The following is a 24,765-nucleotide window of genomic DNA, read 5'->3' on the forward strand; positions in this document are numbered from 1 at the left end:
GATCTGCCGAGTGAGCGTTCGGTTCAGGTCCAGTCGAAGTCGGAAGCGGCGTCTGCCGCCCAGCGTTGGGGTGAGGGGCCCTCGGCGGTCCAGCGTTCGAGAGCAGCGGAGAAGACCTTTCGTGGCAGTTCGCAGGCCCCCATCGAAAGCAGGTGCGGTGTCGTCATCTGGCAGTCGATCATGCCATAAGCACGTAAGCCGAGCAGCCGGCAAAGATGCGCGAGCGCCACCTTGGACGCATCTGTCTCGTGTGCAAACATCGACTCGCCGTAAAACACCCTTCCAAGTGCAATTCCGTAAAGCCCGCCCACCAGCCTTCCGTCTCGCCAGCATTCGACACTGTGCGCGTAACCCAGTTCATGCATGTGCAGGTAGGCAGCCTGCATCTCGGCGGTGATCCAGGTCCCGGAGGCGTTCGCACGGGGTGCGGCACAGGCCTGCATCACGGCGGCGAAGGCGGTGTCCAGCCTGACCTCGAAACGGCGCCTGCGCAGCACCTTGCGCAGCGAGTGGCTGATGTGCACGCGCTCGGGGATGAGGACGAGCCGGGGGTCCGGACTCCACCATAGGATGGGTTCTCCTGCGCTGAACCACGGGAATACGCCCCGGCGGTATGCCGCCAGGAGCCACTCGGGTGAAAGGGCGCCGCCGGCGGCGAGCAAGCCATTCGGTTCGGCCAGGGCGCGCTCGAGCGATGGAAAGGTGGGCGCGTCCAGCCAGGGGATCATGCCGTCAAGGCGAGTGGGTGGGCGACCATGTTCAAGCCCGTGCTTTCGTCCTGAAAGGTCACCACGTGATCGACGCCGAGGCGTATGCCGATGTGTTCGCCGATGGCATGGTTGTGATGGCTCTGCACCAATGAAAGCACGCGTGCGCCACTGTCGAGGCGCAGGGTGTACAGGATGTCGGCGCCTCGGAAGGCCTTGTGCACGACTTCGGCCTTGAGCGGACTGTCGTCGTCGTGGACGATGTCGTCCGGGCGCAGCAGCACGTCGACGTCGCTGCCGTGTGCGCAGCCACCGCAGTCCTCTCCGCAAACAAGCGGCAGCGCGCTGTTGAGGATGCCGAGTTCGACGCGCACCTGGCGGTCATTCAGAACGCGGCCACGCAGGAATACGCCTTGGCCGATGAAGTCGGCGACGAAACGGTTAACCGGCTTGTGATAAAGGTTGTAAGGCGTGTCCCACTGCTGGATGCGTCCTTCGTGCATGATGCCGATCTCGTCGGCAACAGCGAAGGCTTCGTGCTGGTCATGCGTGACCAGGATGGCCGTGGTGTTGGTGGCCTTGATGATGTCGCGGACTTCGTAGGACAGGCGCTCGCGCAGTTCGACGTCCAGGTTCGAGAACGGCTCATCGAGCAGCAGCAGGCTCGGGCGTGGTGCGAGCGCACGCGCGAGCGCTACACGTTGCTGCTGTCCGCCCGAAATCTCGTGTGGATACTTGGTGCCGTGCTCGGCCAGACCGACCAGTCCGAGCAGTTCCGTAACGCGCTCACGACGGCTCGCAGCGTTCTCGCCGCGCAGTCCGAAGGCGATGTTGTCAGCGACCGACAGGTGGGGGAAGAGGGCGTAGTCCTGGAACACCATGCCGATGCGCCTGCGCTCGGGGGCAAGGCTGTGCTCGGGCGTGCTGACGATGTTGCCGTCGAGCAGGATCTGACCGCCGGCCAGGCGTTCGAACCCTGCAATGCAGCGCAGGACCGTGGTCTTGCCGCAGCCGGAGGGGCCCAGCAGGCAGCCGATACTGCCTTTTTCAAGGCGAAGCGACAGCTTGCGCACGACCGAGTGCTTGCCGAAGGCGAGATCAATGTCGTCGAGTTGCAGATGTGACATGGCTTTTACGGCTGCCGAGATTTTTTGTACGGGCGATTATTGCACCGGGGCGTTCCAAATGCGATCAATTATAATTCGCCCCGACAAGCGGGCGTGCTCGATCCTCGGCGCCCCACAACAATGGATACGGAATGAACGGAATGGGAGGGCAGGGCGCCGCGCGCCTGGAGTGGTCGACACTGACCCTGAGTGCGGTGCTGATTGCGACGCTCATCGCGGCGCCCGTGCTGTCGGTGTTCTCCAACGTCTTCATCGGCGGTACCAGCGATACCTGGGGGCACCTGGCCGACACCGTACTGGGCGAGTTCGTTGTCAATACGGTCATTCTCTGTGTTGGCGTCGGCTTGGGCGTGGCTTCGATCGGCGTGACCACGGCGTGGCTCACCACGATGCTGGACTTCCCGGGGCGCCGCTTCTTCGAGTGGGCGCTGGTGCTGCCCTTGGCGATGCCTGCGTATGTGATGGCGTACGTGTACACCGATTTCCTGCAGTTCGTCGGCCCGGTGCAGAGCTTCCTGCGCGAGACCTTCGGCTGGCGGCGCGGAGACTACTGGTTTCCGGACGTGCGCACGGTGGGCGGTGCAGTTGCGATGTTCATGTTCGTGCTCTATCCCTACGTATACATGATTGCGCGCGCGGCTTTTCTGGAGCGTGCCGGGGGCATGCTCGAAGCCGGGCGCTCGCTCGGGCTCGGCCCCTGGGGCTCTTTCTTTCGCGTGTCTCTGCCGCTGGCGCGTCCGGCGGTTGTCGCCGGTACGGCGCTGGCCTTGATGGAGACGCTGGCCGACTTCGGCACGGTCTCCTATTTCGGCGTACAGACCTTCACCACCGGGATCTATCGGGCCTGGTTCTCGCTTGGTGACCGCATTGCCGCTGCGCAACTGTCGGCGGCCCTGCTTGCCTTCGTGATCCTCGTCCTCACGCTCGAGCGCATCTCGCGCGGCCGGGCGCGTTTCAACAACACTTCACGTCAGAGCAAGCTGCCGGTGCGGCATCGCCTCGCCTTGCTGCCCGGACTGCTTGCCGCATTCGCGTGCTTCATGCCCCTGCTGCTCGGCTTCCTGCTGCCCGCAGGGCTGCTGCTGCAGATGGCGTTCGCGGAGGGCGATGCCCAGTTCGGAGCGCGCTTCGTTCAGCTCGCGCGCAACAGCTTCGTGCTTGCCTCGGTCACAGCCGTCATTGCGGTGCTGCTTGCCGTATTGCTGGCCTATGCCGCGCGGCTGGCGCGATCGCGTCTGCCGCAGGCGCTCAACCGTGTCGTCGGCATGGGCTATGCGGTGCCAGGCTCGGTGATCGCGGTGGGGGTGCTGATCCCGCTGACTCGCCTCGACAACTGGCTGGCGCAGGTGTGGACGGCGGTCTCGGGCAGCAACCCCGGACTCATCCTCACCGGCGGCATCGCCGCGCTTGTGTATGCCTACCTTGCGCGTTTCCTGGCGGTTGCCTTGCAGACGGTCGATTCGAGTCTGGGCAAGATCACGCCGAGCATGGACGACGCGTCGCGCAGTCTGGGCTATGGCAAGTGGGCGACGCTGGCCCGCGTGCATGTGCCGATGCTCAGGGGCAGCCTGCTCACGGCTGGCCTGCTGGTCTTCGTCGACGTGATGAAGGAGCTGCCCGCCACGCTGGTGATACGCCCCTTCAACTTCGATACGCTGGCAACGCAGGCGCATACCCTGGCCGCAGACGAACGGCTTGCGGAAGCTTCGACTGCGGCGCTGATCATCGTTGCGGTGGGCTTGTTGCCGATGATCGTGATCTCGAGGCAGATCCTGGCCGCCCGACGGCGTTAGCGGCGCGCTTGCGCAGCGGTTGCGGTGCTGGAAGCCGTGAGTGCGGAAATGGCGGTGGAAAGTGGGTCTTACGTGATCCCATGCCATGGGCACGGTGGGAGATAATCCGGGTAGCTAAACCGCACTCAGTTCTCGCATACGAGCGTCCCGTGTCGATCAAGTCCGTCAGCAAACCCGTCAGTTGGTCGATCGTGCTCGGTGTCGTGTTCATCCTCAGCGGCTTCATGCCGCCAGGCAGGCTGTTCTCGGACCCGGAGCACTATCTCGCATTGCATACGGCGCTCGAGTTCTTCTCGATCGCGGTGGCGGCCATGGTGTTCGCGCTCGGCTGGAATCTGCGCCACACCACGCGGGGCGGACGTCTGGTCTGGCTGGGGGCTGTGTTCCTGGGCGTTGGTCTGATCGACTTTGCCCACACCTTGTCATACGCAGGCATGCCTGTGTTCGTTACCCCAAGCGGGGCCGACAAGGCCATACAGTTCTGGCTTGCAGCGCGCCTGCTGTTGGTGGTTGGCTTGCTTGTGTTTGCACTGCTGCCCGAACGGCGCTGGCCACCTGCATGTGCGGACGGGGTGACGGCTGCCGCGCTCGGCATTGCGCTGCTGACGATGTGGGTCGTGCTGTGGCATCAGGACTGGCTCCCGGTCAGCTTCATCCCCGGTGAAGGGGCCACCCCGTTCAAGGTCGGCGCCGAGTACGTTCTTGCAGCGCTCTATGTGCTGGCCGCCCTGATGCTTTGGCAACGAGCGCTGCGCGATCGGGATGCCTCTGCTCGATGGCTCGCCGCCGCTGCCTGGGTGCTCGCGCTCGCCGAGCTGTATTTCACCCTGTACGTCGATGTGAGCGACCTCTTCAATGTGGCTGGGCATCTCTACAAGTTCGCAGCCTACGCCATGATCTACCGCGCCGTGTTCGTGTCCGGCGTGCGTGAACCTCAGCAGGCGCTCAGGCGTGAGCAGGCGCTGCTGCGTGCGCTGATCGATTCGGTGCCGGACCTGATTGCCTTCAAGGATCCGCAGGGGCGCTACCTGGGCTGCAACAAGGCGTACGCAAAGGCTTATGGCGTGCGCGAGTGCGATCTCGTCGGCCTGCGCGAGGAGACGGCCATGCGCGCTGCGGGCAATCTCGACGGAGCGGGGGCTGACGGAGGTGTGGTCAGTACCCCCGAGCATCACGAGGAATGGCTGGAAACGGTCGATGGCGGACTTCGCCTGCTTGACACCCTGCGCACGCCTTATCGTGACGAGAATGGCGTCACCCTTGGCGAGATCCGCATCAGTCGCGATTTCACCGAGCGCCGCAAGATGCGAGAGCAGATCGCCGAGCGCGAGCAGCGAGTGATGCTTGCCGTGGAGAGCGCCGGGCTGGGCGTATGGGACTGGGACCTGCGCAGCGGGCGCTGCGTGTTCAGCCCCACCTGGTGCGAGATGATCGGTTTCCGTGCGGACGAGCTCCCGGCGCACGTGTCGGCCTGGGAGGAGCGCGTACATCCCGAGGACTGGGGTGACATCCGTGCTGCGCTCGAGCCCCACCTTGGAGGTGCGACCGACAGCTACCGGGTGGAGTATCGCATCCGCCATCAAGACGGCCACTGGGTGTGGGTGATGGCTGCCGGGCGCGTGCTCGATCGTGACGAGCAAGGTGCAGCAGCGCGCGTGGTCGGGATCCATCAGGACATATCGCAGCGCAAGACGATGGAGGAGAGCTTGCTGCAGTTGGCGACGAGCGACCCGCTGACGGGGTTGTGGAACCGGCGCCACTTCACCGAGATGATGCGCGGAGAGCTTGGTCGCGTCCGTCGTGGCCAATCGCAGGCCGCGCTGCTTCTGCTCGACCTCGACCACTTCAAGCGGGTCAATGACACTCACGGCCATGCAGCGGGCGATATCGTCCTGCGGCACTTCGTTAACGTGGTCGACGTGCAGCTGCGCGAGGCCGACGTGTTCGCACGCATGGGGGGGGAGGAGTTTGCCGTCCTGCTGCCCTGCATTGATGCGCTCGGCGCGATGCGGGTGGCGGAGCGGCTTTGCCGCGTGGTAGCCGCGAGCCCGGCAATGGTCGAGGGCCAGCCGCTGTCATTCACGGTCAGTGTGGGGGTGGCGATGCTGCATGAGGCTGACCAGGCCCATGACGAGGCGTATTCGCGTGCCGATGAGGCGCTCTATGCAGCAAAGCATGGTGGGCGCAATCGCGCCGTCCTGGCGCGTGAACGTGACACGGCCCCGCCGTCTTTCGAAGGCGGGGCCGTGTCGGTCAGCTCGGGTTGATGGGCTCCCGTCGCATGCGGCGACGGGCCATCGGGCTCAGCGGTAGCCAGCGCGGTCGAAGATGCGCTGTGCTTCGGCAACGGTTGCAGCCAGCTCGCCGATCGGCAAGGTGTCGGCCTTGAACTCGCCGAGCTTGTTGAGTGCGGCATTGTCGATCTTGAACGTCGTCACCACCGGCCACTCGTTGTTGCCGTTGGCAAAGTAGGCCTGGGCTTCGTCGGAGGCCAGGTATTCCAGGAACTTGACCGCTGCTTCCTTGTTGGGCGCGTTCTTGAGCATGCCGGCGCCCGACACGTTGATGTGCGTACCCCAGCTGTCCTGGTTGGGCCATACGGCCTTGATGTTGGCAACCGCGGCCTGGTCTTCGGGCTTTGTCGAGTTCATCAGACGCGCGAGGTAGTAGCTGTTGGCAATGGCGACGCCGCATTCGCCTGCCGCAACCGCGCGGATCTGGTCGGTATCGCCACCCTTCGGTGCGCGAGCGAAGTTGGCGACGATGCCCTTGGCCCAGTTCTCGGTCGCTTCGGCGCCGTTGTGCTTGATCATGGCTGCGCCGAGCGACAGGTTGTAGGGGTGGCTGCCCGAACGCGTGCACACCTGGCCCTTGAGGGCGGGGTCGGCGAGCTGCTCGTAGGTCTTGACCTGTTCTTCCTTCACCATCGTCGGGTTGAACACGATGATGCGCGCGCGAGTGGAGTAGGACACCCAGTTGTCGGCACGCAGGTGGGCCGGGACGCGAGCCTCGATCTCGGCCGACTTCACCGGCGCGAAGATGCCCATCTCATCGGCCTTGCCAAGGCGAGAAGCGTCGACGGTGATGAAGATGTCTGCCGGGCTGTTGGCGCCTTCGGTGCGGATGCGCTCGAGCAGTTCGTCTTCCTTGGCCTCGATGCGGTTGATCTTGATGCCGGTCTGCTTGGTGAAGTTGCCATACAGCTGCTCGTCCGTTTGGTAGTGGCGGGCCGAGTAGATGTTGAGTTCGGCCGCGTGAGCCGTTGCAGCCAGGCCGAGGGCGGAAAGAAGGGAGGCGAGGACGACTTTCTTCATGATGCTCGAGGGCCCCTGAGGGTTGTTATGGGTGAACGGATAATAACGATAAAGATTCGCAGTTGCAAATTGGTCTCATTGCGGGCACTATTGTTGCGAATCATTCGCAACAAGGAAATGTCATGGATGCACTGCTGGTGGGCGCCGATCGTCTCGGAAACATACCTGATGTACTCGACCGCTACGGTATTCGCATCGCGAGCCATGTCAGTGGTCGCGATACCAGCCATCAAAGGCGATCGGCGTCTCTGCCGAGCGGGATCGGCATGGTGATCCTCTTCACTGATTTCCTCGGTCACAACGTGATGCAGCGCTTCCGTGAGGCGGCAACGCGGGAGGGCGTGATGTTCGTGTGCTGCCGGCGATCGACCTGCGCCCTGCAGCAAGCCCTGGGCAAGCGGTTCGATGAGCGCTGTCAGCAGTGTCCGGCGCACGCAAAGGGGGCATGTCGCAAGACGCACTGAGCGCAGCTGGCATCACTCGGGCCGTAAACGTTCGATGCCCCGCATCAGAGCGGGGCATCGAACGTTGTGTATAGCAGGAGGGGTGTCAGCGCATCGCCGAGAGCGAAGGCATGAAGTCGGTGGTGGCGTCGTCGTCCACCAGGCGGCGGGCACCGTTGAAGCGTTGCGCCCAATAGCGAGTGGCGATGCTCTCGACCCTCACCTTGCCGCCTGTCGAAGGCGCATGGACGAACTTGCCGTCGCCGAGGTAGATGCCCACGTGGGAGAAGGTGCGGCGCATGGTATTGAAGAACACCAGGTCTCCGGGCTTCAATTCCTGGCGGCTGACCTTGTCACCCAGGTTGGCCATTTCGCGTGCCGTGCGGGGCAGGTCGAGTCCGATCGCATTCCGGAACACGTTGAGCACGAGCCCGCTGCAGTCCAGCCCCGTTTCTGGTGAAGTGCCACCACGGCGATAGCGGATGCCCAGGTAAGACAACGCTTCATCGACGAGCTGTTCGGCAGTGCTCGCATATTCTTCCAGCGCCGACCGTTGCTCTTGGGTGGCGGTTGCGACGGGCCGCTCGGCCGTGTGAGCGGCCAAGGGCGCAAGCGCAAGGGCCGCGACAAGAGTGAGAGTGAGTCGGCGCAAAAACATTCGGCGGAATATACGCATGCGAATGGCGCTTGTAAATAGGTAAACCCTAGGTCGAGGAACCGGAGAGGTCGAGACGTGTCATAGCACGCTGTTCAATGCAGCACCCGTGACCGGCGGGATGCCGATGCCTGTCGTACCTGGCGGGCTCGCGAGTTGCGTGCCGACACCGCAGTTGAGCGGCCCCTGGGCAGGCTCAGATCTTGAGACGCTGCTGGTATGCGCGCTCTTGTTCAACGAGCGCGGGTGCGGTGCTCAGGCCCATCGACAGGGCGCGCGCTTCCGCAGCGAGGAATAGCTGCGCTATCGCCCAGGCGTCGCCCAGCGCGTGATGGCGCTGGAAGGTCTCGATACCGAAGCTCGCCATCCATTCGGCGAGGCGGACGGGGCGTTCGAAGCGCTCCGGAAACAGCGCCGGCATCAAAAGGTAGAGATCGATCCAGGTAAAGGCATGACTCAGGCCCAGGTGCTGCAACAGGGCTTGCTCGATCATGCCGCGGTTGAAGGGCGCGTTGAATACGATCAGGGGCCCTTTGCCGGCGAGGCCGAGCAGGGCGCTCAGGGCCTCCGCCGGAACAGGGTCGAGCTTCTCATAGCAGGCCGCGTCGAGGTGGATGAGGCCGCAGTCTACGGCGATGCCCCCCACAGCGAGCAAGCGGTCACGTTCCAGGTCCAGCCCCGTGGCCTCGGTGTTGACCACGGTGTAGCGCGTCTCGTAATGCGCGCGCGCAAGATCGACGTCGGGCAGGGACTGCCACTGTTCCATGGTGGCGGCGGCGCGCGTGCTCAGAGGCTGTGGGCCGCTGCGCGAGGGTATGAGCCGGGAGAGCCAGCCAGTCATAGTTGGTAATCCAGTTTCAGGCGCAGCTGGAGCTTTCTCGCCTGGCGGAAGGCTTCCTTGAGAATGCGGCGATCGAGCTCGTTGAGAGAGTCGGGATTCACCCGGTTGTCGCCTGGCGCGTCGTGTTCGGTCTCGAGGTGCTGCGAGCGCAGGCGCAGCAACTGTATGAAGTTGAAGCCGTCGATGATGGCGGACACCTCCTCGGCCGGTACCCCCATCCGCGCCGCCGCCTGGCGCAGGCGCTGAACCGTGCTGCTCGAATCGACCCCGGTGCGCAGGGCAAGGATGCGAGCGACGTCGACGAAAAGGCGGGCGCCGGATTTCTTGAGATCGATGCTGCCGTCGTCCTCAAGCACGAAGTCGCGGATTCGGCCGAGCGGGGGCATGACTTGCAGGGCATTGACCGCCATCATGCGCAGGAAGGTGGAGTTGCCCTTGACGGTCTTGTTCAGCCAGGTGCGCAGCTGGCTTGCCGGGCGCTCGCTGCCATACAAGACGCGGAAGTCGAAGAAGATTGAGGCGTTGAGCAGGGCCTGGGGGTCGGGTTCGCGGATCCAGGACCCGAAGCGCGCTTTCCACTCCTCGAGCGTAAGGCACAGCTCTGGATTGCTTGCCATGATGTTGCCCTTGCAGAGCGGGAAACCGCAGGCGGCAAGATGGCTGTTCACCACGCCTGCAAAGGCGAGCAGACGCTTCTTGACCTGTTCGCCATTGGCCATCTCGGGTGCGCGCCAGATGATGCCGTTGTCCTGGTCTGTGGATAGTGTCTGCTCGTGGCGGCCTTCGGAACCAAAGGCGACCCAGCTGAAGTCGATGCCTGCGAGGTCGTGTTGTGCCAGCGCCAGCTCGATGATTCTGCGGGTGAGGGCGTCGTTCAGTGCCGAAATGAACTGGGTGAGCTGTTCGGCACCGATGCCCTGTGCGATGAGGTTCAGCGCCAGCTGGCGGATGTCCTTGCTTGCACGCTGCAGCGCCTCGATATCGGCGGCGCTCTCGATGCCGGCGCGGATCTGGCGCAGGCTGATGCGTTGCAGGGAGAACAGATCGCGCTCGGACACCACACCTTCGAGACGCCCCTCGGCATCCACGACGAGCAGGTGACGCACCCCATGGGTTGCCATCTCGAGCGCGGCATCGTAGGCCGAGGCGCTGGCTCCGAGCTGGTGCGGGTTGGCTGTCATGACTTCGCCGATCGGGCGATCGAGATCGAAAGCGGCGAGGATGACGCGAGGAAGCAGGTCGCTCTGGGTCAGCACGCCGACCGGATGGCGCTCGCTGTCGACCACGACAACGCAGCCGAGCTGGAGCTCGTTCATGCGCTCGAGGGCTTCACGCGTCGTGCTCTCGGCACTCACCGCGAAGGGGGCTTGCTTGATGAGCTTGCCCAGCGAGGTGGTCATCGTCTGCTGTTCGGCTGCGCGCTGGGTGAACGTGGTCTGCAGCTGCTGGCGCGATTGGTTGAGCAGGCTCGCGATGTACTGGGTGCAAAAGAGGTGGAAGGCCGGGCTCATCTGCATGAGCTGCAGGAAGTCGTCCGCCGCGATCCGGAAGCAGAAGCTGTCTTCGCTCGCGACGTAGGCATTGGTCGATGGCCTGCGCGCTGAGATGGCGCCGATCGGGAAGCACTCGCCAGGGCCGATTGCCAGGCTGGCATACTCCGTGACGACGGCCGCGCCTGTCTGGCGGGCCTGGACCTTGCCCCGCTGCACGATGTAGAAATGCGCGGGCACCCCCATTTCTGGGGTCAGGATCTCGCTGCCGCGAGGATGAAAGCCGAGGACTGCACGCTCTGCCAGAAAGGAGAGCGCCTCGGGCTCCATGCGATTGAAGGGCGAGTGATTGCGCAGGAAATCGGTGCTGGCCCCCTGCAGGAGGGCGGCGGCGGTTGCGGTCATGACGGGCTTGTCGTCGGTGAAGTGGCGCGATTATACGGCCGCGCCCGCCAGACCGCCTTATTGCACGCAAAAGCCCGTTTATGAACAGGCTCTTGCGTTCTTGCGCGCGCTCAGAGCACCTCTGCCGCGTGGTCGGCCAGGCGCGAACGCTCGCCGCGCTGAAGGGTGATATGCCCCGAGTGCTCCCAGCCCTTGAAGCGGTCGACGACGAAGGTCAGGCCAGAAGAACCTTCCGTGAGGTAGGGCGTATCGATTTGCGCGATGTTGCCCATGCAGATCACCTTGGTGCCGGGGCCGGCGCGGGTGATGAGGGTCTTCATCTGCTTGGGCGTGAGGTTCTGCGCCTCGTCGATGATGAGGTACTTGTTGAGGAAGGTCCGCCCACGCATGAAGTTCAGGCTCTTGATCTTGATGCGGCTGCGGATCAGGTCGCGGGTGGCGGCACGGCCCCAGTCGCCGCCTTCACCTGCCGTGCCGTTGAGTACTTCGAGGTTGTCCTCGAGAGCGCCCATCCAGGGTGCCATCTTTTCTTCCTCCGTGCCGGGCAGGAAGCCGATGTCCTCGCCGACGGGCACGGTCACCCGCGTCATGATGATTTCGCTGTAGCGCTTGCTCTCCAGGACCTGGGTGAGTCCCGCAGCGAGCGTGAGCAAGGTCTTGCCCGTACCTGCCTGGCCGAGCAGGGTCACGAAGTCGATGTCGGGGTTCATCAGCAGGTTGAGGGCGAAGTTCTGCTCGCGATTGCGCGCGGTGATGCCCCAAACGTTGTTCTTCTGGTGGCCGTAGTCGACCAGGGTCTCGAGTACGACGCTACGGCCGCGCTTCTCGCGTACCCAGGCCTGCAGGGGGCTGTCGCCATCCTGGTAGACGAACTCGTTGATCAGCATGTCCGGAGCGAGCGGGCCGCTGATGCGATAGTAGGTCTGTCCCTCTTCCTTCCACGATTCCATGCCCTTGCCGTGCGTATCCCAGAAATCGGCGGGCAGCTCGCGTATGCCGGTGTACAGCAGGTCGCTGTCCTCGAGCACCTTGTCGTTGAAGTAGTCCTGCGCTGCCAGGCCGAGTGCACGCGCCTTGATGCGCATGTTGATGTCTTTGGACACCAGGATGACTTCACGCCCAGGGTGCTTGTCCGCGAGGTACATCACCACGGCGAGAATCTGGTTGTCGCCGCGCGCGGTGGGCAGGGCCGCAGGCAGGCGGACATCGATGGCTTCGGTCTGCAGGTAGAGCCGGCCGGTGGCCATCCCCCGCGAGGCTTGATCGAGGGCGATGCCAGCGTCGATTCCGTTCGGCGCCGCACTGACGATCTCGTCGAGCAGACGGCTGGCCTGGCGGGTGTTGCGTGCGAGTTCGGTTGTGCCCTTCTTGTTGTTGTCGAGTTCCTCCAGCGTCATGATCGGCACGTAGAGGTCGTGCTCCTCGAAGCGGAACAGGCTGGTGGGGTCGTGCATCAGCACGTTGGTATCGAGAACGAACAGCTTGCGGCTCACGCCCTTGGGCGCGCTGCGGCGGGTAGCGCCTCGGGCGGAGGCGGGCTTGATGGTGGCTGCGCCGGCGGGCTGGTCATTGGTCGAGTCTTTGCGGGTGGCGGGCATCTTGTCGGGCCTGAGGTAGGGAGGCGTTGGCTTCGGTCGTGATTGCGTCGCGTGCGCAGGGTGGGGTCAGAGCCCACGCGCTGCGGCAAGCACCTCTTCGGCGTGGCCCGCCACCTTCACCCCGCGCCACTCGCGGGCGATGTTGCCTGCGCTGTCGATCAGGAAGGTGCTGCGTTCGATACCGCGCACCTGCTTGCCGTACATGTTCTTGAGCTTCATCACGCCAAATGCTTCGCAGGCTGCTTCGTCGGGGTCCGAGATCAGCTCGAAGGGCAGGGCCAGCTTGGTCTTGAAGTTCTCGTGGCTCTTCAGGCTGTCACGACTGATACCGAAGATCTCGCAGGAGGCCTCGGCGAACGCGGCATGCAGGGTGGCGAAATCACGCGTCTCGTTGGTGCAGCCCGGGGTGTTGTCCTTGGGATAGAAGTAGATCACCACCTTGCGTCCGCGCAAAGCGGACAGGGTGACGCTCTGGTTGCCGGTTGCCGATAGCGTGAAATCCGGTGCGGGGCGTTCGCTCATGCCTTCTCCTGCTGTCGTGGTGGATGGGGTGGCCCAACGATCCAGGAATGCGCGACTCGCCGCAGTGTGCGTGCAAGCGCCTGCTGCGGTCGGCATTTCGTGGCCTCATTTCTTGGCCTCTGCGGCCGGCCTCAGGGTAGCCGATGGGCGGCGGTGGCTGCAATCGCGGGCTGTGTCGGGGCCGGTTGTGCGACCGCAAGTCGGGGTAGGCTCGATCAGCTCTCGTAGATGAGGGCGAGTGCGACGGCGCGGCTCTCGCCAACCAGGATGTTGTAGGTGCGACAGGCTGCCGCAAAGTCCATGAACTCGAACCCGATGCGGGCTTCGATGAGCGGCCTCAGCAAGGTCGGCTGCGGAAAGCGCTGGCGCTTGCCCGTACCGACGATGAGGATTTCGGCCCCGAGTCCGGCGGCCTCTGCAAGGTCTTCGGCACGCAGGCCTTCCAGACTGCCGCGTGCCTCAGGTGCCCAGCCGGTGACGATGCGATTGGCCGAGAGCAGCAGGTTGCCCTCGTGGCGTTCCTTGCCGACCATCACATGGTCTTCGCCGTAGCCGCTGATGACGTTGATGCTGGAGAGGTTGTCGAGGTAGAGCTTCATGCTGATGTCATGCTCATCGGGAGGTTTGCACAGGGAGGCTGCCGCCCGCCTGCATGGCGAAATTGCCGCAGTGCGGCAGCGGGGCTAAGATAACAATCTTTTGGCAGTGGCGGACAGGCCGCCCTGCGCCATTTCCTTGCCAGGACAGACGAAGATGAAAGCGGTGAAGACCCTCGAGCTTGCGACGCCCCCCTCCGAACCGACCGTGAAGGCCGAGGCGGGCGCTGCCGGCGCGCGGCCGATCCGCAAGTCTGCCAAGCTTGCCGAAGTCTGCTACGACATCCGCGGACCGGTGCTGGTGCGCGCGAAGCAGATGGAGGACGAGGGCCACAAGATCATCAAGCTCAACATCGGCAACCTTGCCGCGTTCGGCTTCGATTCGCCCGAAGAGATTCAGATGGACATGATCCGCAACCTGCCCAACGCGGCGGGCTACTCGGACTCGAAGGGGATCTTCTCGGCGCGCAAGGCGGTGATGCACTACACGCAGCAGAAGGGCATCAAGGGCGTGGATATCGAGGATATCTACATTGGCAACGGTGTCTCCGAACTCATCGTGATGGCGATGAACGCCTTGCTCGATGCGGGTGACGAGGTGCTGGTGCCGGCGCCTGACTACCCGCTGTGGACTGCGGCAGTGAGTCTGTCCGGCGGCAAGCCGGTGCACTACCTGTGCGACGAGTCCAAGGGCTGGTTGCCCGACATCGAGGACATGCGCGCGAAGATCACCCCTAACACGCGCGCGATCGTGGTCATCAACCCGAACAACCCGACCGGCGCCGTGTACCCGGAAGAAACCTTGCGGCAGATCGTCGCGCTCGCCCGCGAGCACGACCTCATCCTGTACGCGGACGAGGTCTACGACAAGGTCCTGTACGACGGCATCACCCATACCTCGATGGCTGCATTGTCCGAGGACGTGCTGACCATCATCTTCAACGGCCTGTCGAAGAACTACCGTTCCTGCGGCTACCGCGCCGGCTGGATGGTGGTGTGCGGCGACAAGCGCCGCGCCGTGGATTACATCGAAGGTCTCAACATGCTCGCCTCGATGCGTCTGTGTGCCAACGTGCCGGGGCAGTACGCAATCCAGACCGCGCTTGGCGGCTACCAGAGCATCGACGACCTGGTCGCCGAGGGCGGGCGCATGCGCCGCCAGCGCGACCTGGCGTGGGAGCTGATCAACCAGATTCCGGGCGTGAGCTGCGTCAAGCCGCAGGCCACCCTGTACATGTTCCCCAGGCTCGATCCCAAGGTGTACCCGATCGAGGACGATCAGGCCTTCATCGCCGAGTTGCTTGAGGAGGAGCGCGTGCTGCTCGTCCAGGGCTCGGGCTTCAACTGGCCCCACCCCGACCACTTCCGTCTCGTCTTCCTGCCGCACGAGGACGACCTGCGCGACGCCATCGGCCGTGTCGCGCGCTTCCTGGAGCACTACCGCCGCCGCCACGGTACCTGAGGCTGTACGCCCGACCCTTGCCCCCGGCACCAGATTTCAACCCACCCTGAATCACGGAACTCACTGCATGAAAGCGATCAATGTTGGCCTCCTCGGCATCGGCACCGTCGGTGGCGGTACCTACACCGTTCTGAAGCGCAACGCGGAAGAGATCAGCCGCCGCGCCGGACGTCCGATCCGCATCACCATGGTGGCCGACAAGAACCTGGAGCTTGCGCGCAGCGTGACCGGGGGCGAGGTCGCCCTTACCGATGACGCCTTCGCCGTCGTGTCCAATCCGGAAATCGATATCGTCGTCGAACTGATCGGTGGTTATGGCATCGCTCGCGAACTGGTCATGAAGGCCATCGAGAACGGCAAGCATGTGGTCACGGCCAACAAGGCGCTGCTTGCGGTGCATGGCAACGAGATCTTTTCGGCAGCGCAGAAGAAGGGCGTGATGGTGGCCTTCGAGGCTGCGGTGGCAGGGGGCATCCCGATCATCAAGGCGCTGCGTGAGGGCCTTACCGCCAATCGCATCGAGTGGCTGGCCGGCATCATCAACGGCACGACCAACTTCATTCTGTCCGAGATGCGGGACAAGGGCCTGCCGTTTGCCGAAGTGCTCAAGGAGGCGCAGGCGCTCGGCTACGCCGAGGCCGATCCGACCTTCGACATCGAAGGCGTCGACGCTGCCCACAAGGCGACGATCATGAGCGCGATTGCCTTCGGCATCCCGATGCAGTTCGACAAGGCCTACGTCGAAGGCATCAGCAAGCTCGATGCGGTGGACATCGCCTACGCCGAACAGCTGGGCTACCGCATCAAGCTGCTCGGCATTGCGCGCAAGCGTGACTCCGGCGTCGAACTGCGCGTGCACCCGACGCTGATCCCGGCCAAGCGTCTGATCGCCAACGTCGAAGGCGCGATGAACGCGGTACTGGTACAGGCAGATGCCGTCGGTGCGACGCTCTATTACGGCAAGGGCGCAGGTGCCGAGCCGACAGCTTCCGCGGTCATCGCCGACCTCGTCGATGTGACCCGCCTGCACACGGCCGACCCGGAGCACCGCGTACCGCACCTCGCTTTCCAGCCCGATCAGGTGCAGGCGCTGCCGGTACTGCCGATCGAGGAGGTCATCACCTCCTACTACCTGCGCATGCGCGTAGCGGACAAGCCTGGCGTGCTCGCCGACATCACCCGCATCCTCGCCGACAGCGACATCTCGATCGAGGCCCTGATCCAGAAGGAAGCGGCCGAGGGCGAGAGCCACACCGACATCATCATGCTCACCCATCAGACCGTTGAGCGTGACGCGAATGCAGCCATCGGTCGCATCGAAGCGCTGCCGGTGGTACAGGGGCAGGTGACCAAGCTGCGCATGGAGAGCCTCTGATCGAGGTGCTTGCAGAAGAAAAGGCCGTGCCTCGGGGCGCGGCCTTTTGACATCTGGGGTGGGGCAGCTCGTACCTCGGTATGGGAATGGGTTTGGGATGGAGCCATGAAGACCACGATCGACCAACTGTTCATCGGCCGTGTGCGGCCGCTATTGCCCGAGTGCGAGCCCACCGGGATCTACAAGACGGCAGTGGATCGTCCGCTGCGCCTGGGTGCGACGGGTCTCGAAGGCGATGAGCAAGCCGACCTGCGCCATCACGGCGGCCCGTGGAAAGCCCTGCACCACTACCCGGCCGAGCACTATGCCGTGCTGGCTCAGGAGTGGCCGCAGGCCGCCGATCTGCTGGCCGCCGGCGTGCTGGGCGAGAACGTCAGTACCCATGGACTGACCGAGCACGACCTGTGCATCGGCGACATCCTGCGCATGGGCAGTGCGCGTGTGCAGGTTTCGCAACCGCGCGCACCGTGCTGGAAGATCGACCGCCGCATCAAGGTGGATGGGGCGTCGCGCTTCGTCGAGGCGGCCGGGGTGACGGGTTGGTATTACGCGGTGCTCACGCCGGGCGAACTGGCGCCAGGCGACACCATCGAGCTCGAGGAGCGGCCCAGCCCTGCGTTGACGCTCGCTGACTACTGGGATGCTGTGCTTGCCCACCGTCCCGACCCGCAAGTGCTCAGACGGATCGCTGCTGCACCCGGGCTTGCTCCGGACAAGGCCGAGCGTTGCCGCGAGCGTGCGGACTGGCTCGAGCGCAACGGCGCGTCGCGCTGATGAGCGCGCAGTTCTGGCGCAGAAGTCGACCGCCTTGCCAAGGCCTCGCGGCAGATCTGTGTGCTGCGAGCTACACTGCAGTTGTCCTTGCGCGTCCCTGCTGACTGCAGCCCGGGTCTTCGGCAACATTCCTTGAGTCCACCCGATGGCATTCAAACTCGTCACCTTCACACTCATCCTGATCATCATAGCCGTGCTCGGCATGCGGGGATACCGCGCTGCGGTACGCCGCTTCGAGGCCGCCGAGTTGCCGCCAACGGCTACGCTGCCCGGGAGATCGACCGACCCCGAACACTAGGGAGAAAGCCATGTCCAGCCACGTCTACAAGATGATCGAACTCGTCGGCTCGTCAACCTCCGGGACTGACGATGCCATCCGAAACGCGATCGAGACCGCCGCAAGGACGATCCGCCACATCGACTGGTTCGAGGTGATCGAGACCCGCGGCCATGTGGTCGACGGCAAGGTCGCCCATTTCCAGGTCACGCTGAAGGTGGGCTTCCGCCTGGAGACCGATTGAGTCCGGGTTCCGTCCAGAAGGGCGCATCAGGCGCGCCCACCGTCGGTCCGCACATGCCTGGAATCGCACTGCGGGAGCGGCGTCAGCCGTGAGCTTGCGAGGGCAGTGGCGCACCTGACGCCTCAACGGACTTGGCGTTTCAGCAGATTGCGCCGCTGTCTGCTGCCCCGGACCTGCGAAGCCCGGCCCGGATTCGTTAGAATCACGCCTTTCCGCCTCGCCCAGCCGGGCATCTCCGTCCGGCCGTGCCTTCTTCAAGGATTGCGTCGTGAAGTACATCTCCACCCGTGGCCATGCCGGCCAGCCCACGAACCCCGAGTTCTGCGACATCCTGCTCGGGGGCCTGGCGCCCGATGGCGGGCTCTACCTGCCCGAGTCCTACCCCTGCGTCACGCGTGCCGAGCTGGACGCCTGGCGTACGCTGCCTTATGCGGAACTGGCCTTCGAGATCCTGTCGAAGTTCATCACCGACATCCCTGCAGCCGACCTGCGCGCGATCTGCGCGAAGACCTACACGGCCGAGGTGTATTGCCATGCGCGCGCGGGGGATCGTGCCGCCGACATCACGCCCGTGCATTGGCTCGAGCCTGGGCGGCTCGGCCTGCTCGAGCTCTCCAATGGCCCCACGCTCGCCTTCAAGGACATGGCGATGCAGTTGCTTGGCAACCTGTTCGAGTATGTGCTGGCCAAGCGCGGCGAGAGCATCAATATCCTTGGCGCGACCTCGGGTGATACCGGCTCTGCCGCCGAGTACGCGATGCGCGGTAAGCAGGGCGTGCGCGTGTTCATGCTGTCGCCGCACGGCAAGATGAGTGCCTTCCAGCGTGCGCAGATGTATTCGCTGCAGGACGAGAACATCTTCAACATCGCCGTCACCGGCATGTTCGACGATGCCCAGGACATCGTGAAGGCAGTGTCCAACGACCACGCTTTCAAGGCCGGGCACAAGATCGGTGCGGTCAACTCGATCAACTGGGCGCGCGTCGCCGCCCAGGTCGTTTATTACTTCAAGGGCTATTTCGCCGCCACGTCGTCGAATGACCAGGAGGTCGCGTTCTGCGTGCCTTCGGGCAATTTCGGCAACATCTGTGCCGGCCACATCGCGCGCCAGATGGGGCTCCCGGTCGCGAAGCTGCTGCTTGCGACGAACGAGAACGACGTGCTCGACGAGTTCTTCCGCACCGGCGTCTACCGTCCGCGCAAGGCGGCCGAGACCCATGTCACCTCGAGCCCGTCGATGGACATCTCCAAGGCGTCCAACTTCGAGCGCTTCGTCTTCGACCTGGTTGGTCGCGACCCGCAGAAGGTCGCCGCCCTGTGGGCCGAGGTCGATGCTGGCCGTGCCTTCGATCTGTCGGCCTCGGCTGAATTCGCGCGTATTGCCGAGTTTGGTTTCCTCTCCGGTGCGAGCAGCCATGCCGACCGCCTGGCGACCATCCGCAAGGTGTTTGAGCAGTATGGCGTGATGATCGACACCCACACCGCCGACGGCGTGAAGGTGGCTTGGGAGCTTGCCGGCGCGGTGCCGGCCGGTGTGCCGCTGCTGGTGCTGGAAACGGCGCTGCCGGTGAAGTTCTCGGAGACCATCGTCGAGGCCCTCGGCCGTGAGCCCGAGCGTCCCGCCGACCTTGCCGGCATCGAGGCGCTGCCGCAACGTGTCGAGGTGATGGCGCCCGACGTCGACGCGATCAAGCGCGTCATCACCGAGCGCGTCCGAGGCTGACCTGGCCGCCCAGGCGTCCGGTAATGGCGCCTGTGTGCAGACCGAAAGCGAGAACGCCCGCGGGCCACGACGGCCCGCGGGCGTTCTCGCTTCGGCAGCTGCGTTTACTGGGCGATGGCCTCGAGGGCGATGTCGATGGTGACCTCGTCGCTGACGTGGGGGGCGTACTTGCCGGCGTTGAAGTCGCTGCGCTTCACGGTCACGCTGGCATTGGCGCCGATGGCTTGCTTGGGCACCATCGGGTGCTGCATGGCGGTAAACGAGCTCAGGTTCAGGGTGACGGGGCGCGTCACGCCCTTGATGGTGAGCTCGCCGTCGACTGCAACCGGCTTGTCGCCCTCGAACACCACGCGCGTCGACTTGAAGGTTGCGGTCGGGTACTGCGCGGTGTGGAAGAAGTCTTCGCCCTGGATGTGCTCGTTGAAGGTCGCAAAGCCGGTGTCGACCGAGCGCATGTCGATTTCGATGTCCACCGAGCCGGTGCGCGCTTCCTGGTCGAGCACCACGGTGCCGGTGGTGGTGTTGAAGCGGCTCATCTGGGTCGATAGCCCGAAGTGGCTGTAGGAGAAGCGCGGGAAGGTGTGCGAGCCGTCGACCACGTAGGTCTGCGGCGCGGCGAGCGCCGGCAGGGCGAGGGTGGTGCCGGCGACGAGGCTGAGGCTGGCAGCGAACTTGCGGAAGGTGGAATGCATGGTGTAGCTCCTGTTGAGGGTGATCGTGCTTTGGTGGTGGATGGGGTGATTGCGCCGAAGCCTTTAGGCGCCGCCGGGATCACTGCGTCGCGCTGATCTGGTAACGCACGCGCACTTCATTGGCGACCACGTCGAAGTGGGCCCAGGCGCCCTCGCCAACCGCGAAGTCGCCGCGACGGATGACGAACTCGCCCTCGAACACGCCGACGCCGTCGCGCACCGCGAAGCTGGCCGGTACGACGACGGGCAGGCTGCGGCCCTTGATGGTAAGTGCGCCGCTGACCTCGAAGCGCTCGCCGCCCAGGGCCTTGACGCTGCTCGATTCGAAGCGCGCCCTGGGGAACTCGCCAATGTTGAACCAACTGCGGCCGGCGACCTCGGCATCGGCATCCGGCATGCCGGTGCGGATGCTTGCCAGTTCGACTTCGACGACGGCGCGAGCGGACTCCGGGGCGGCGGGGTCGAAGCGCAGTTCGCCGTCGAAGCGTTCGAAGTGACCGTCCAGGGTTACGCCCATCTGGGTGAAGCTGAAGCCGACCTTGCTGCGCTCGGTCTGCAGCTGTGTGTAGTCGGCTGCGTGAGCGGCGAGGGGCATAGCGGCGGCAAGCGCTGCGGCGGCAAGCAGGGTTCTCATGTTCTGTCCTTGCGGTTGATGGTGGGCAGCATGCGGGTCAGGATGTCGTCCCGGTCGAAGAAGTGATGCTTGAGTGCGGCTGCGATATGGCCGACGAGTGTCGCTGCGAGCAGCCAGTTGAGGTACATGTGGGTGGCCTGCAGCAGCTTGCCGAGGGCTTCGTCCTTGCCCAGAAGGTCAGGAATCGGCACCACGCCGAGCCACACTGTCGGTACGCCCTTGGCAGAGCTCATCAGCCAGCCGGTGAGCGGGATGGCGAACATCAGCACGTACAGCAGGGCGTGCCCGGCATGCGCCGCCATGCGCAATGCGGGCGCCATGCTTGCGGGAAGCGGCGGCGGTGGATGGAACAGGCGCCACGTCAGCCGCAGTGCCACGAGCAGGAAGAGGCTGACGCCGGCCCACTTGTGCCACGCGATCAACTTGAGTTTTTCGGGCGAAAAGGGCAGGCCTTCCACGTACATGCCAAGGGCCATCGTTGCCGGGATCAGTACGGCCATCAACCAATGCATCACTTTGGCCGTGCTCGTGTAGGAGGTATCGGCACGTCGGGGTGAGCGGTCCTGGGGGGCGGGGGGCTTCGGGGTCATGCGGGGGCTCCTGGCTCGAAGGCGAAGATGTCCATCGCCAGCGCGTGATCGTCGATGCCGGCGTGCAGCCGACTTGCGTAGGGTTCATCGCCTGCGGCACCGAGGGCGACGAACAGGGGCAGCAGGTGCTCTTCGCTCGGGTGGGCGCGCATGGCTTCGGGTGCCTGCCGGCGGTAGTCCAGTAAGGCCGCGGTATCACCCGCGGCCAGGCGGTCGCCGAACCAGTCGGCAAAGCGGCGCACGTAGGCGGGCACGTCGGTCGCGCCGCTGCTGGCGCCGAAGCGGAAATCGGTGAGGTTGTGGGTGAGGTTGCCCGAGCCGACGACGAGGATGCCGCGGGCCGTCAGCGGTGCAAGGCTTCGCCCAAGCTGCCAGGCCGCCTTTGGTCCGCCACGGCTTTGAATCGAGAGCGGTACGACGGCGATGTCCGCGTCCGGGAACATGATGCGCAGCGGTATCCAGGCGCCATGGTCAAGGCCGCGGGTCGCCGATCGTGCGACCGGCAGGCCGGCGGCGCCGATCGCTTGTACAAGCTCCTCGGCGACCTCGCTGCAACCCGTGGCGGGGTAGTTCAGGCGGTAGAGTTCGGGCGGGAAACCGTAATAGTCGTGGATGGTTTCAGGTCGCTCGGCAAAACCGACGGTCGGGATGGTGGTGTCCCAGTGCGCACTCACGATGACCACCGCGCGGGGTTGAACCATGACGTTTGCGAGACCCGCCATCGCCGCGCCGGCCGCGCCCGGCGCAAGCGCGAACAGGGGCGAGCCGTGGGGGACGAAGAGGGCAGGCTGCCGAGGGCTGGTCTGTCGTGCGTGCATGTTGGAAACCATTCTCACGTGTGCGTTGAATGCACTATAGGCTTCCGGCACCGTCACATATACCGCACAATCAAGTTATTTCTGTTGCAGGAATGACAACAATGGATCGGTTGGAAGCGATGCAGCTCTTCGTGCGTGTGGCCGAGACCGGCAGTTTTTCGACCGTAGCCCAGCAACTCGGCGTGGCGCGTTCAGTGGTGACACGCAAGGTGGCGGCCCTGGAGTCGCATCTTGGTGCCAAGCTCATGGAACGCAGCACCCGCCGCCTGACGCTGACGACGGCGGGTACGGCCTTTCTTGAGCGCTGCCGTGTCATCCTGAACATGGTCGAAGTTGCCGAGGCTGGCGTTGCGCAGGAGCTTGCGACGCCGCGCGGGCGCATCCGTCTGAGCCTGCCGCTGAGCTATGGCCTGCGCCGGCTTGCGCCGCTGCTGCTCGATTTCTCACAGCAGTTTCCCGAGGTGGGGCTGGACATGGAGTACGCCGACCGTCGGGTGAACCTGATCGAGGAAGGATTCGATCTTGCCGTACGCATCACTGCGCAGCTCGAGCCGGGCGATATCGTGCGCAGACTTGCCAGCTGCCGCCTCTACGTGGTCGCCGCACCGGATTACCTGGCGCGTCACGGCAGGCCAAGGCATCCGGGCGAGCTCGCCCATCATGAGTGCCTGGGCTACATGACACGGCTGGGCAGCCAGCTGTGGCGCTTTACCGTCGATGGTCGTGCCGAGACGCACACGCCGCGCTGCCGCATCAATGCCAACAACGGCGACGCGGTGATGGCGGCGACGGTAAGAGGGCTGGGCATCTCGGTACAGCCGGATTTCATCGCCGATGAGGCACTTTCGGCCGGTGCCGTCGAATGCGTGCTGGAAGACTACGCGCCGCCCGAGCTGGGGGTATTCGCGGTATTGCCAAGCAACCGCCACATCCCGCACCGCGTAAGGATGCTGATCGACTTTCTGGCTGAGAGACTCGCGGCCGAACGGCCGGGAGATGGTGCCTTGGGCGAGACTCGAACTCGCACGGCTTTCGCCACTACCCCCTCAAGATAGCGTGTCTACCAATTTCACCACCAAGGCATTCGTGATCAGCAGCGGGTCTTGTTCGAGGGATGCTGCAAGCGCTGCTGTACGAGGGCGCGGACTATAGCCTTGATGCCCGGGCGACGTCAACAGGCCGATCGTTCGTCGCTGCCGGGCTGCGGATCGAGTCGAAAGCCGAAGCGGGCGGGCAGCTCCGTGCAGCTGCAGGGCTCGACAGGCAGACCGCGCCAGGTCAGCGCAATGCGGGTGTCGCCACCGATGCAGGCAAGCAGCGCGTCCTCGCTGGGAAGCCTGCTGTCTGCATCGAGCATCTCGGCGATGAAGGCGGCGAGGTCGCGATCGTCAACGGTACCGGGGCCGGCATCGGTGGTGAGGACGATGTGGCCTTCCTCGTCGATGCAGACAGGTGGCTGCGCCTGCACTCGGCGCCCGGTGTGGTCGATCATGCTGCCGTCTCGTTCCAGGCGCAGCACCAGCGGTGCGCGCTCGAGACGGACGTAAACGCGCTGTGGGCCGTTGTTTACAAGCCAGTTGCCCGTTGCGTCGCAGGTGTAGTTGGCGTTGAGGAATGCGTTGAGTCCGGGGTGGGTGACGCGCTCGTCGCGCAAGCGCCATTGCCCGCGGGCGTCGAGCGCAAGCCATCCGTAGCAGGCTGGAACGGATGGCCAGTGCAGAGCGTCGGTAGCGGGGGCAGGCATGGGCGCCTCGTCGTCCGGTCTCAACCTGGTGTTCAGTCCTCGATGTGGCGCAGCGACAGGTCGAGTGCGCGCACGTCCTTGGTCAGCGCCCCGATCGAGATACGGTCGACGCCCGTCTCCGCGATCGCGCGCACGCGCTCCAGGCTGACACCGCCGGAAGCTTCGAGTTCGGCACGGCCGGCATTGATCGCCACGGCAGTGCGCATGTCGTCGAGGCTCATGTTGTCGAGCAGGATCATGTTCACCCCAGCGCCGAGGGCTTCCTCCAGCTGCTCAAGGGTCTCGACCTCGACCTCGATGAAGACGTTCGAGGGCGCGATGCTGCGTGCTTGCTCGACCACCTCGCGGATGCCACCGGCCGCAATGATGTGGTTTTCCTTGATCAGGATGCCGTCGTAGAGGCCGACGCGGTGATTGGTGCCGCCACCGATTGCGACCGCGTATTTCTGCGCGAGCCGCAGCCCGGGTAGCGTCTTGCGCGTATCGACGATCTTCGCCTGCGTGCCCTCGATGGCATCGACGAAGCGGCGTGTCACCGTTGCCGTGCCCGACAGCAGCTGCAGGAAGTTGAGTGCGGTGCGCTCCGCGGTGAGAAGGACGCGTGCTCGCGCGATGATCTCGCACAGCGTCTGGCCGGGCTCGACGCGGTCACCATCGCGCACATGCCAGTGCACCACGGCCGCCGGGCTGAGTGCGGCGAAGGCGGCATCGAACCATGCCGTACCGCAGACGATGGCATGCTCGCGGGTGATCACTCGCCCGCGGGCCTCGGTGTCGGGGGCGATCAGGCGCGCGGTGAGGTCGCCAGTGCCGATATCCTCGGCGAGCGAGGCGGCAACGTTGCGCTGGATTTCGACGCGGAGTTGTTCAGAAAGCATGTGATCGACCAAGACTGGAAACGGGTGAAAATTCTAGCACCGGCAGACGGGCCGCCGATGCCT

24 protein-coding genes, 1 tRNA gene and 1 pseudogene are annotated in these 24,765 nt (G+C 64.6%); 10 read left to right on the forward strand and 16 right to left on the reverse strand.

What is annotated here, in order from left to right:
• Positions 1-23 precede the first annotated feature (23 nt).
• A complete protein-coding gene (aat, locus tag P7F68_RS08290) occupies positions 24-728 on the reverse strand; it encodes a leucyl/phenylalanyl-tRNA--protein transferase (RefSeq protein ID WP_277832227.1) in 705 nt (234 codons plus the stop codon).
• Entirely contained in the window at positions 725-1,834 is a 1,110-nt protein-coding gene (locus P7F68_RS08295; RefSeq protein WP_277832229.1) for an ABC transporter ATP-binding protein, read from the reverse strand. The genes aat and P7F68_RS08295 overlap by 4 nt, the downstream gene beginning before the upstream one ends.
• A gap of 140 nt (positions 1,835-1,974) precedes the next feature.
• Here P7F68_RS08295 and P7F68_RS08300 point away from each other — a divergent pair, with 140 nt between their 5' ends.
• Both P7F68_RS08300 and P7F68_RS08305 read left to right on the forward strand, forming a co-directional pair.
• Positions 1,975-3,627 (forward strand): ABC transporter permease, encoded by a 1,653-nt coding sequence (locus tag P7F68_RS08300; protein WP_277832397.1) that lies wholly within the window; start codon positions 1,975-1,977, stop codon positions 3,625-3,627.
• Between the two features lie 149 nt (positions 3,628-3,776).
• On the forward strand, positions 3,777-5,894 hold the full coding sequence (locus P7F68_RS08305) for a sensor domain-containing diguanylate cyclase (RefSeq protein WP_277832231.1): 2,118 nt from the start codon (positions 3,777-3,779) through the stop codon (positions 5,892-5,894).
• A 36-nt stretch (positions 5,895-5,930) separates the two neighbouring features.
• Here P7F68_RS08305 and P7F68_RS08310 read toward each other — a convergent pair whose 3' ends face one another.
• Positions 5,931-6,941 carry a Fe(3+) ABC transporter substrate-binding protein gene (locus P7F68_RS08310; protein WP_002935616.1) on the reverse strand — a complete coding sequence of 337 codons (1,011 nt, stop codon included), beginning with the start codon at positions 6,939-6,941 and terminating at the stop codon, positions 5,931-5,933.
• 122 nt (positions 6,942-7,063) lie between these two features.
• Here P7F68_RS08310 and P7F68_RS08315 point away from each other — a divergent pair, with 122 nt between their 5' ends.
• The gene (locus tag P7F68_RS08315) at positions 7,064-7,405 is read left to right on the forward strand and encodes a DUF2325 domain-containing protein (protein ID WP_002927134.1); all 342 of its coding nucleotides are present in this window, start codon (positions 7,064-7,066) and stop codon (positions 7,403-7,405) included.
• A gap of 85 nt (positions 7,406-7,490) precedes the next feature.
• Here P7F68_RS08315 and P7F68_RS08320 read toward each other — a convergent pair whose 3' ends face one another.
• The 6 genes from P7F68_RS08320 to P7F68_RS08345 all read right to left on the reverse strand — a co-directional run bounded on the left by P7F68_RS08320 (position 7,491) and on the right by P7F68_RS08345 (position 13,494).
• Positions 7,491-8,042, reverse strand: coding sequence for a C40 family peptidase (locus P7F68_RS08320; RefSeq protein ID WP_277832399.1), 552 nt, complete (start codon positions 8,040-8,042; stop codon positions 7,491-7,493).
• Positions 8,043-8,235: 193 nt separating this feature from the next.
• Positions 8,236-8,880: a 3'-5' exonuclease gene (locus P7F68_RS08325; protein WP_277832236.1), complete on the reverse strand. Its 645-nt coding sequence runs from the start codon at positions 8,878-8,880 to the stop codon at positions 8,236-8,238.
• Positions 8,877-10,775 carry a DUF294 nucleotidyltransferase-like domain-containing protein gene (locus P7F68_RS08330; protein ID WP_277832238.1) on the reverse strand — a complete coding sequence of 633 codons (1,899 nt, stop codon included), beginning with the start codon at positions 10,773-10,775 and terminating at the stop codon, positions 8,877-8,879. The genes P7F68_RS08325 and P7F68_RS08330 overlap by 4 nt, the downstream gene beginning before the upstream one ends.
• A 110-nt stretch (positions 10,776-10,885) precedes the next feature.
• Positions 10,886-12,373, reverse strand: a complete 1,488-nt coding sequence (locus tag P7F68_RS08335; RefSeq protein ID WP_277832240.1) for a PhoH family protein — start codon at positions 12,371-12,373, stop codon at positions 10,886-10,888.
• A gap of 66 nt (positions 12,374-12,439) precedes the next feature.
• Positions 12,440-12,895 (reverse strand): peroxiredoxin, encoded by a 456-nt coding sequence (locus P7F68_RS08340; RefSeq protein ID WP_277832242.1) that lies wholly within the window; start codon positions 12,893-12,895, stop codon positions 12,440-12,442.
• Between the two features lie 215 nt (positions 12,896-13,110).
• Positions 13,111-13,494: an Mth938-like domain-containing protein gene (locus tag P7F68_RS08345; protein ID WP_277832244.1), complete on the reverse strand. Its 384-nt coding sequence runs from the start codon at positions 13,492-13,494 to the stop codon at positions 13,111-13,113.
• Between the two features lie 154 nt (positions 13,495-13,648).
• Here P7F68_RS08345 and P7F68_RS08350 point away from each other — a divergent pair, with 154 nt between their 5' ends.
• The 6 genes from P7F68_RS08350 to thrC all read left to right on the forward strand — a co-directional run bounded on the left by P7F68_RS08350 (position 13,649) and on the right by thrC (position 19,346).
• Positions 13,649-14,953, forward strand: a complete 1,305-nt coding sequence (locus tag P7F68_RS08350; protein ID WP_002927118.1) for a pyridoxal phosphate-dependent aminotransferase — start codon at positions 13,649-13,651, stop codon at positions 14,951-14,953.
• 67 nt (positions 14,954-15,020) lie between these two features.
• Positions 15,021-16,328, forward strand: coding sequence for a homoserine dehydrogenase (locus tag P7F68_RS08355; RefSeq protein WP_002927117.1), 1,308 nt, complete (start codon positions 15,021-15,023; stop codon positions 16,326-16,328).
• 105 nt (positions 16,329-16,433) lie between these two features.
• A complete protein-coding gene (locus tag P7F68_RS08360; protein ID WP_277832248.1) occupies positions 16,434-17,102 on the forward strand; it encodes an MOSC domain-containing protein in 669 nt (222 codons plus the stop codon).
• 145 nt (positions 17,103-17,247) lie between these two features.
• The gene (locus tag P7F68_RS08365) at positions 17,248-17,400 is read left to right on the forward strand and encodes a hypothetical protein (protein ID WP_002927115.1); all 153 of its coding nucleotides are present in this window, start codon (positions 17,248-17,250) and stop codon (positions 17,398-17,400) included.
• Positions 17,401-17,410: 10 nt separating this feature from the next.
• Positions 17,411-17,623, forward strand: coding sequence for a dodecin (locus P7F68_RS08370; protein ID WP_277832252.1), 213 nt, complete (start codon positions 17,411-17,413; stop codon positions 17,621-17,623).
• A 268-nt stretch (positions 17,624-17,891) separates the two neighbouring features.
• Positions 17,892-19,346 carry a threonine synthase gene (thrC, locus tag P7F68_RS08375; protein ID WP_277832254.1) on the forward strand — a complete coding sequence of 485 codons (1,455 nt, stop codon included), beginning with the start codon at positions 17,892-17,894 and terminating at the stop codon, positions 19,344-19,346.
• Positions 19,347-19,450: 104 nt separating this feature from the next.
• Here the strand turns inward: thrC and P7F68_RS08380 are convergent, their stop codons facing one another.
• From P7F68_RS08380 to P7F68_RS08395, 4 genes are all read right to left on the reverse strand, one after another.
• Entirely contained in the window at positions 19,451-20,038 is a 588-nt protein-coding gene (locus P7F68_RS08380) for a YceI family protein (protein ID WP_277832256.1), read from the reverse strand.
• A 79-nt stretch (positions 20,039-20,117) separates the two neighbouring features.
• A complete protein-coding gene (locus P7F68_RS08385; RefSeq protein WP_277832258.1) occupies positions 20,118-20,672 on the reverse strand; it encodes a YceI family protein in 555 nt (184 codons plus the stop codon).
• Positions 20,669-21,262 carry a cytochrome b gene (locus P7F68_RS08390; RefSeq protein WP_277832260.1) on the reverse strand — a complete coding sequence of 198 codons (594 nt, stop codon included), beginning with the start codon at positions 21,260-21,262 and terminating at the stop codon, positions 20,669-20,671. The genes P7F68_RS08385 and P7F68_RS08390 overlap by 4 nt, the downstream gene beginning before the upstream one ends.
• Positions 21,259-22,080 (reverse strand): DODA-type extradiol aromatic ring-opening family dioxygenase, encoded by an 822-nt coding sequence (locus P7F68_RS08395; RefSeq protein ID WP_277832262.1) that lies wholly within the window; start codon positions 22,078-22,080, stop codon positions 21,259-21,261. The genes P7F68_RS08390 and P7F68_RS08395 overlap by 4 nt, the downstream gene beginning before the upstream one ends.
• 119 nt (positions 22,081-22,199) lie before the next feature.
• Here P7F68_RS08395 and P7F68_RS08400 point away from each other — a divergent pair.
• A pseudogene (locus P7F68_RS08400) lies at positions 22,200-22,997 on the forward strand (LysR family transcriptional regulator); the annotation flags it as partial.
• An 80-nt stretch (positions 22,998-23,077) separates the two neighbouring features.
• Here P7F68_RS08400 and P7F68_RS08405 read toward each other — a convergent pair.
• From P7F68_RS08405 to nadC, 3 genes are all read right to left on the reverse strand, one after another.
• Positions 23,078-23,162 (reverse strand) — tRNA-Leu (locus P7F68_RS08405).
• Positions 23,163-23,251: 89 nt separating this feature from the next.
• Entirely contained in the window at positions 23,252-23,824 is a 573-nt protein-coding gene (locus P7F68_RS08410) for a DUF2946 family protein (protein WP_277832264.1), read from the reverse strand.
• A 32-nt stretch (positions 23,825-23,856) separates the two neighbouring features.
• Positions 23,857-24,702: a carboxylating nicotinate-nucleotide diphosphorylase gene (nadC, locus tag P7F68_RS08415; RefSeq protein WP_002927095.1), complete on the reverse strand. Its 846-nt coding sequence runs from the start codon at positions 24,700-24,702 to the stop codon at positions 23,857-23,859.
• Positions 24,703-24,765 lie beyond the last annotated feature (63 nt).

Source organism: Thauera mechernichensis (genome assembly GCF_029588855.1).
GTDB lineage: Bacteria > Pseudomonadota > Gammaproteobacteria > Burkholderiales > Rhodocyclaceae > Thauera > Thauera mechernichensis.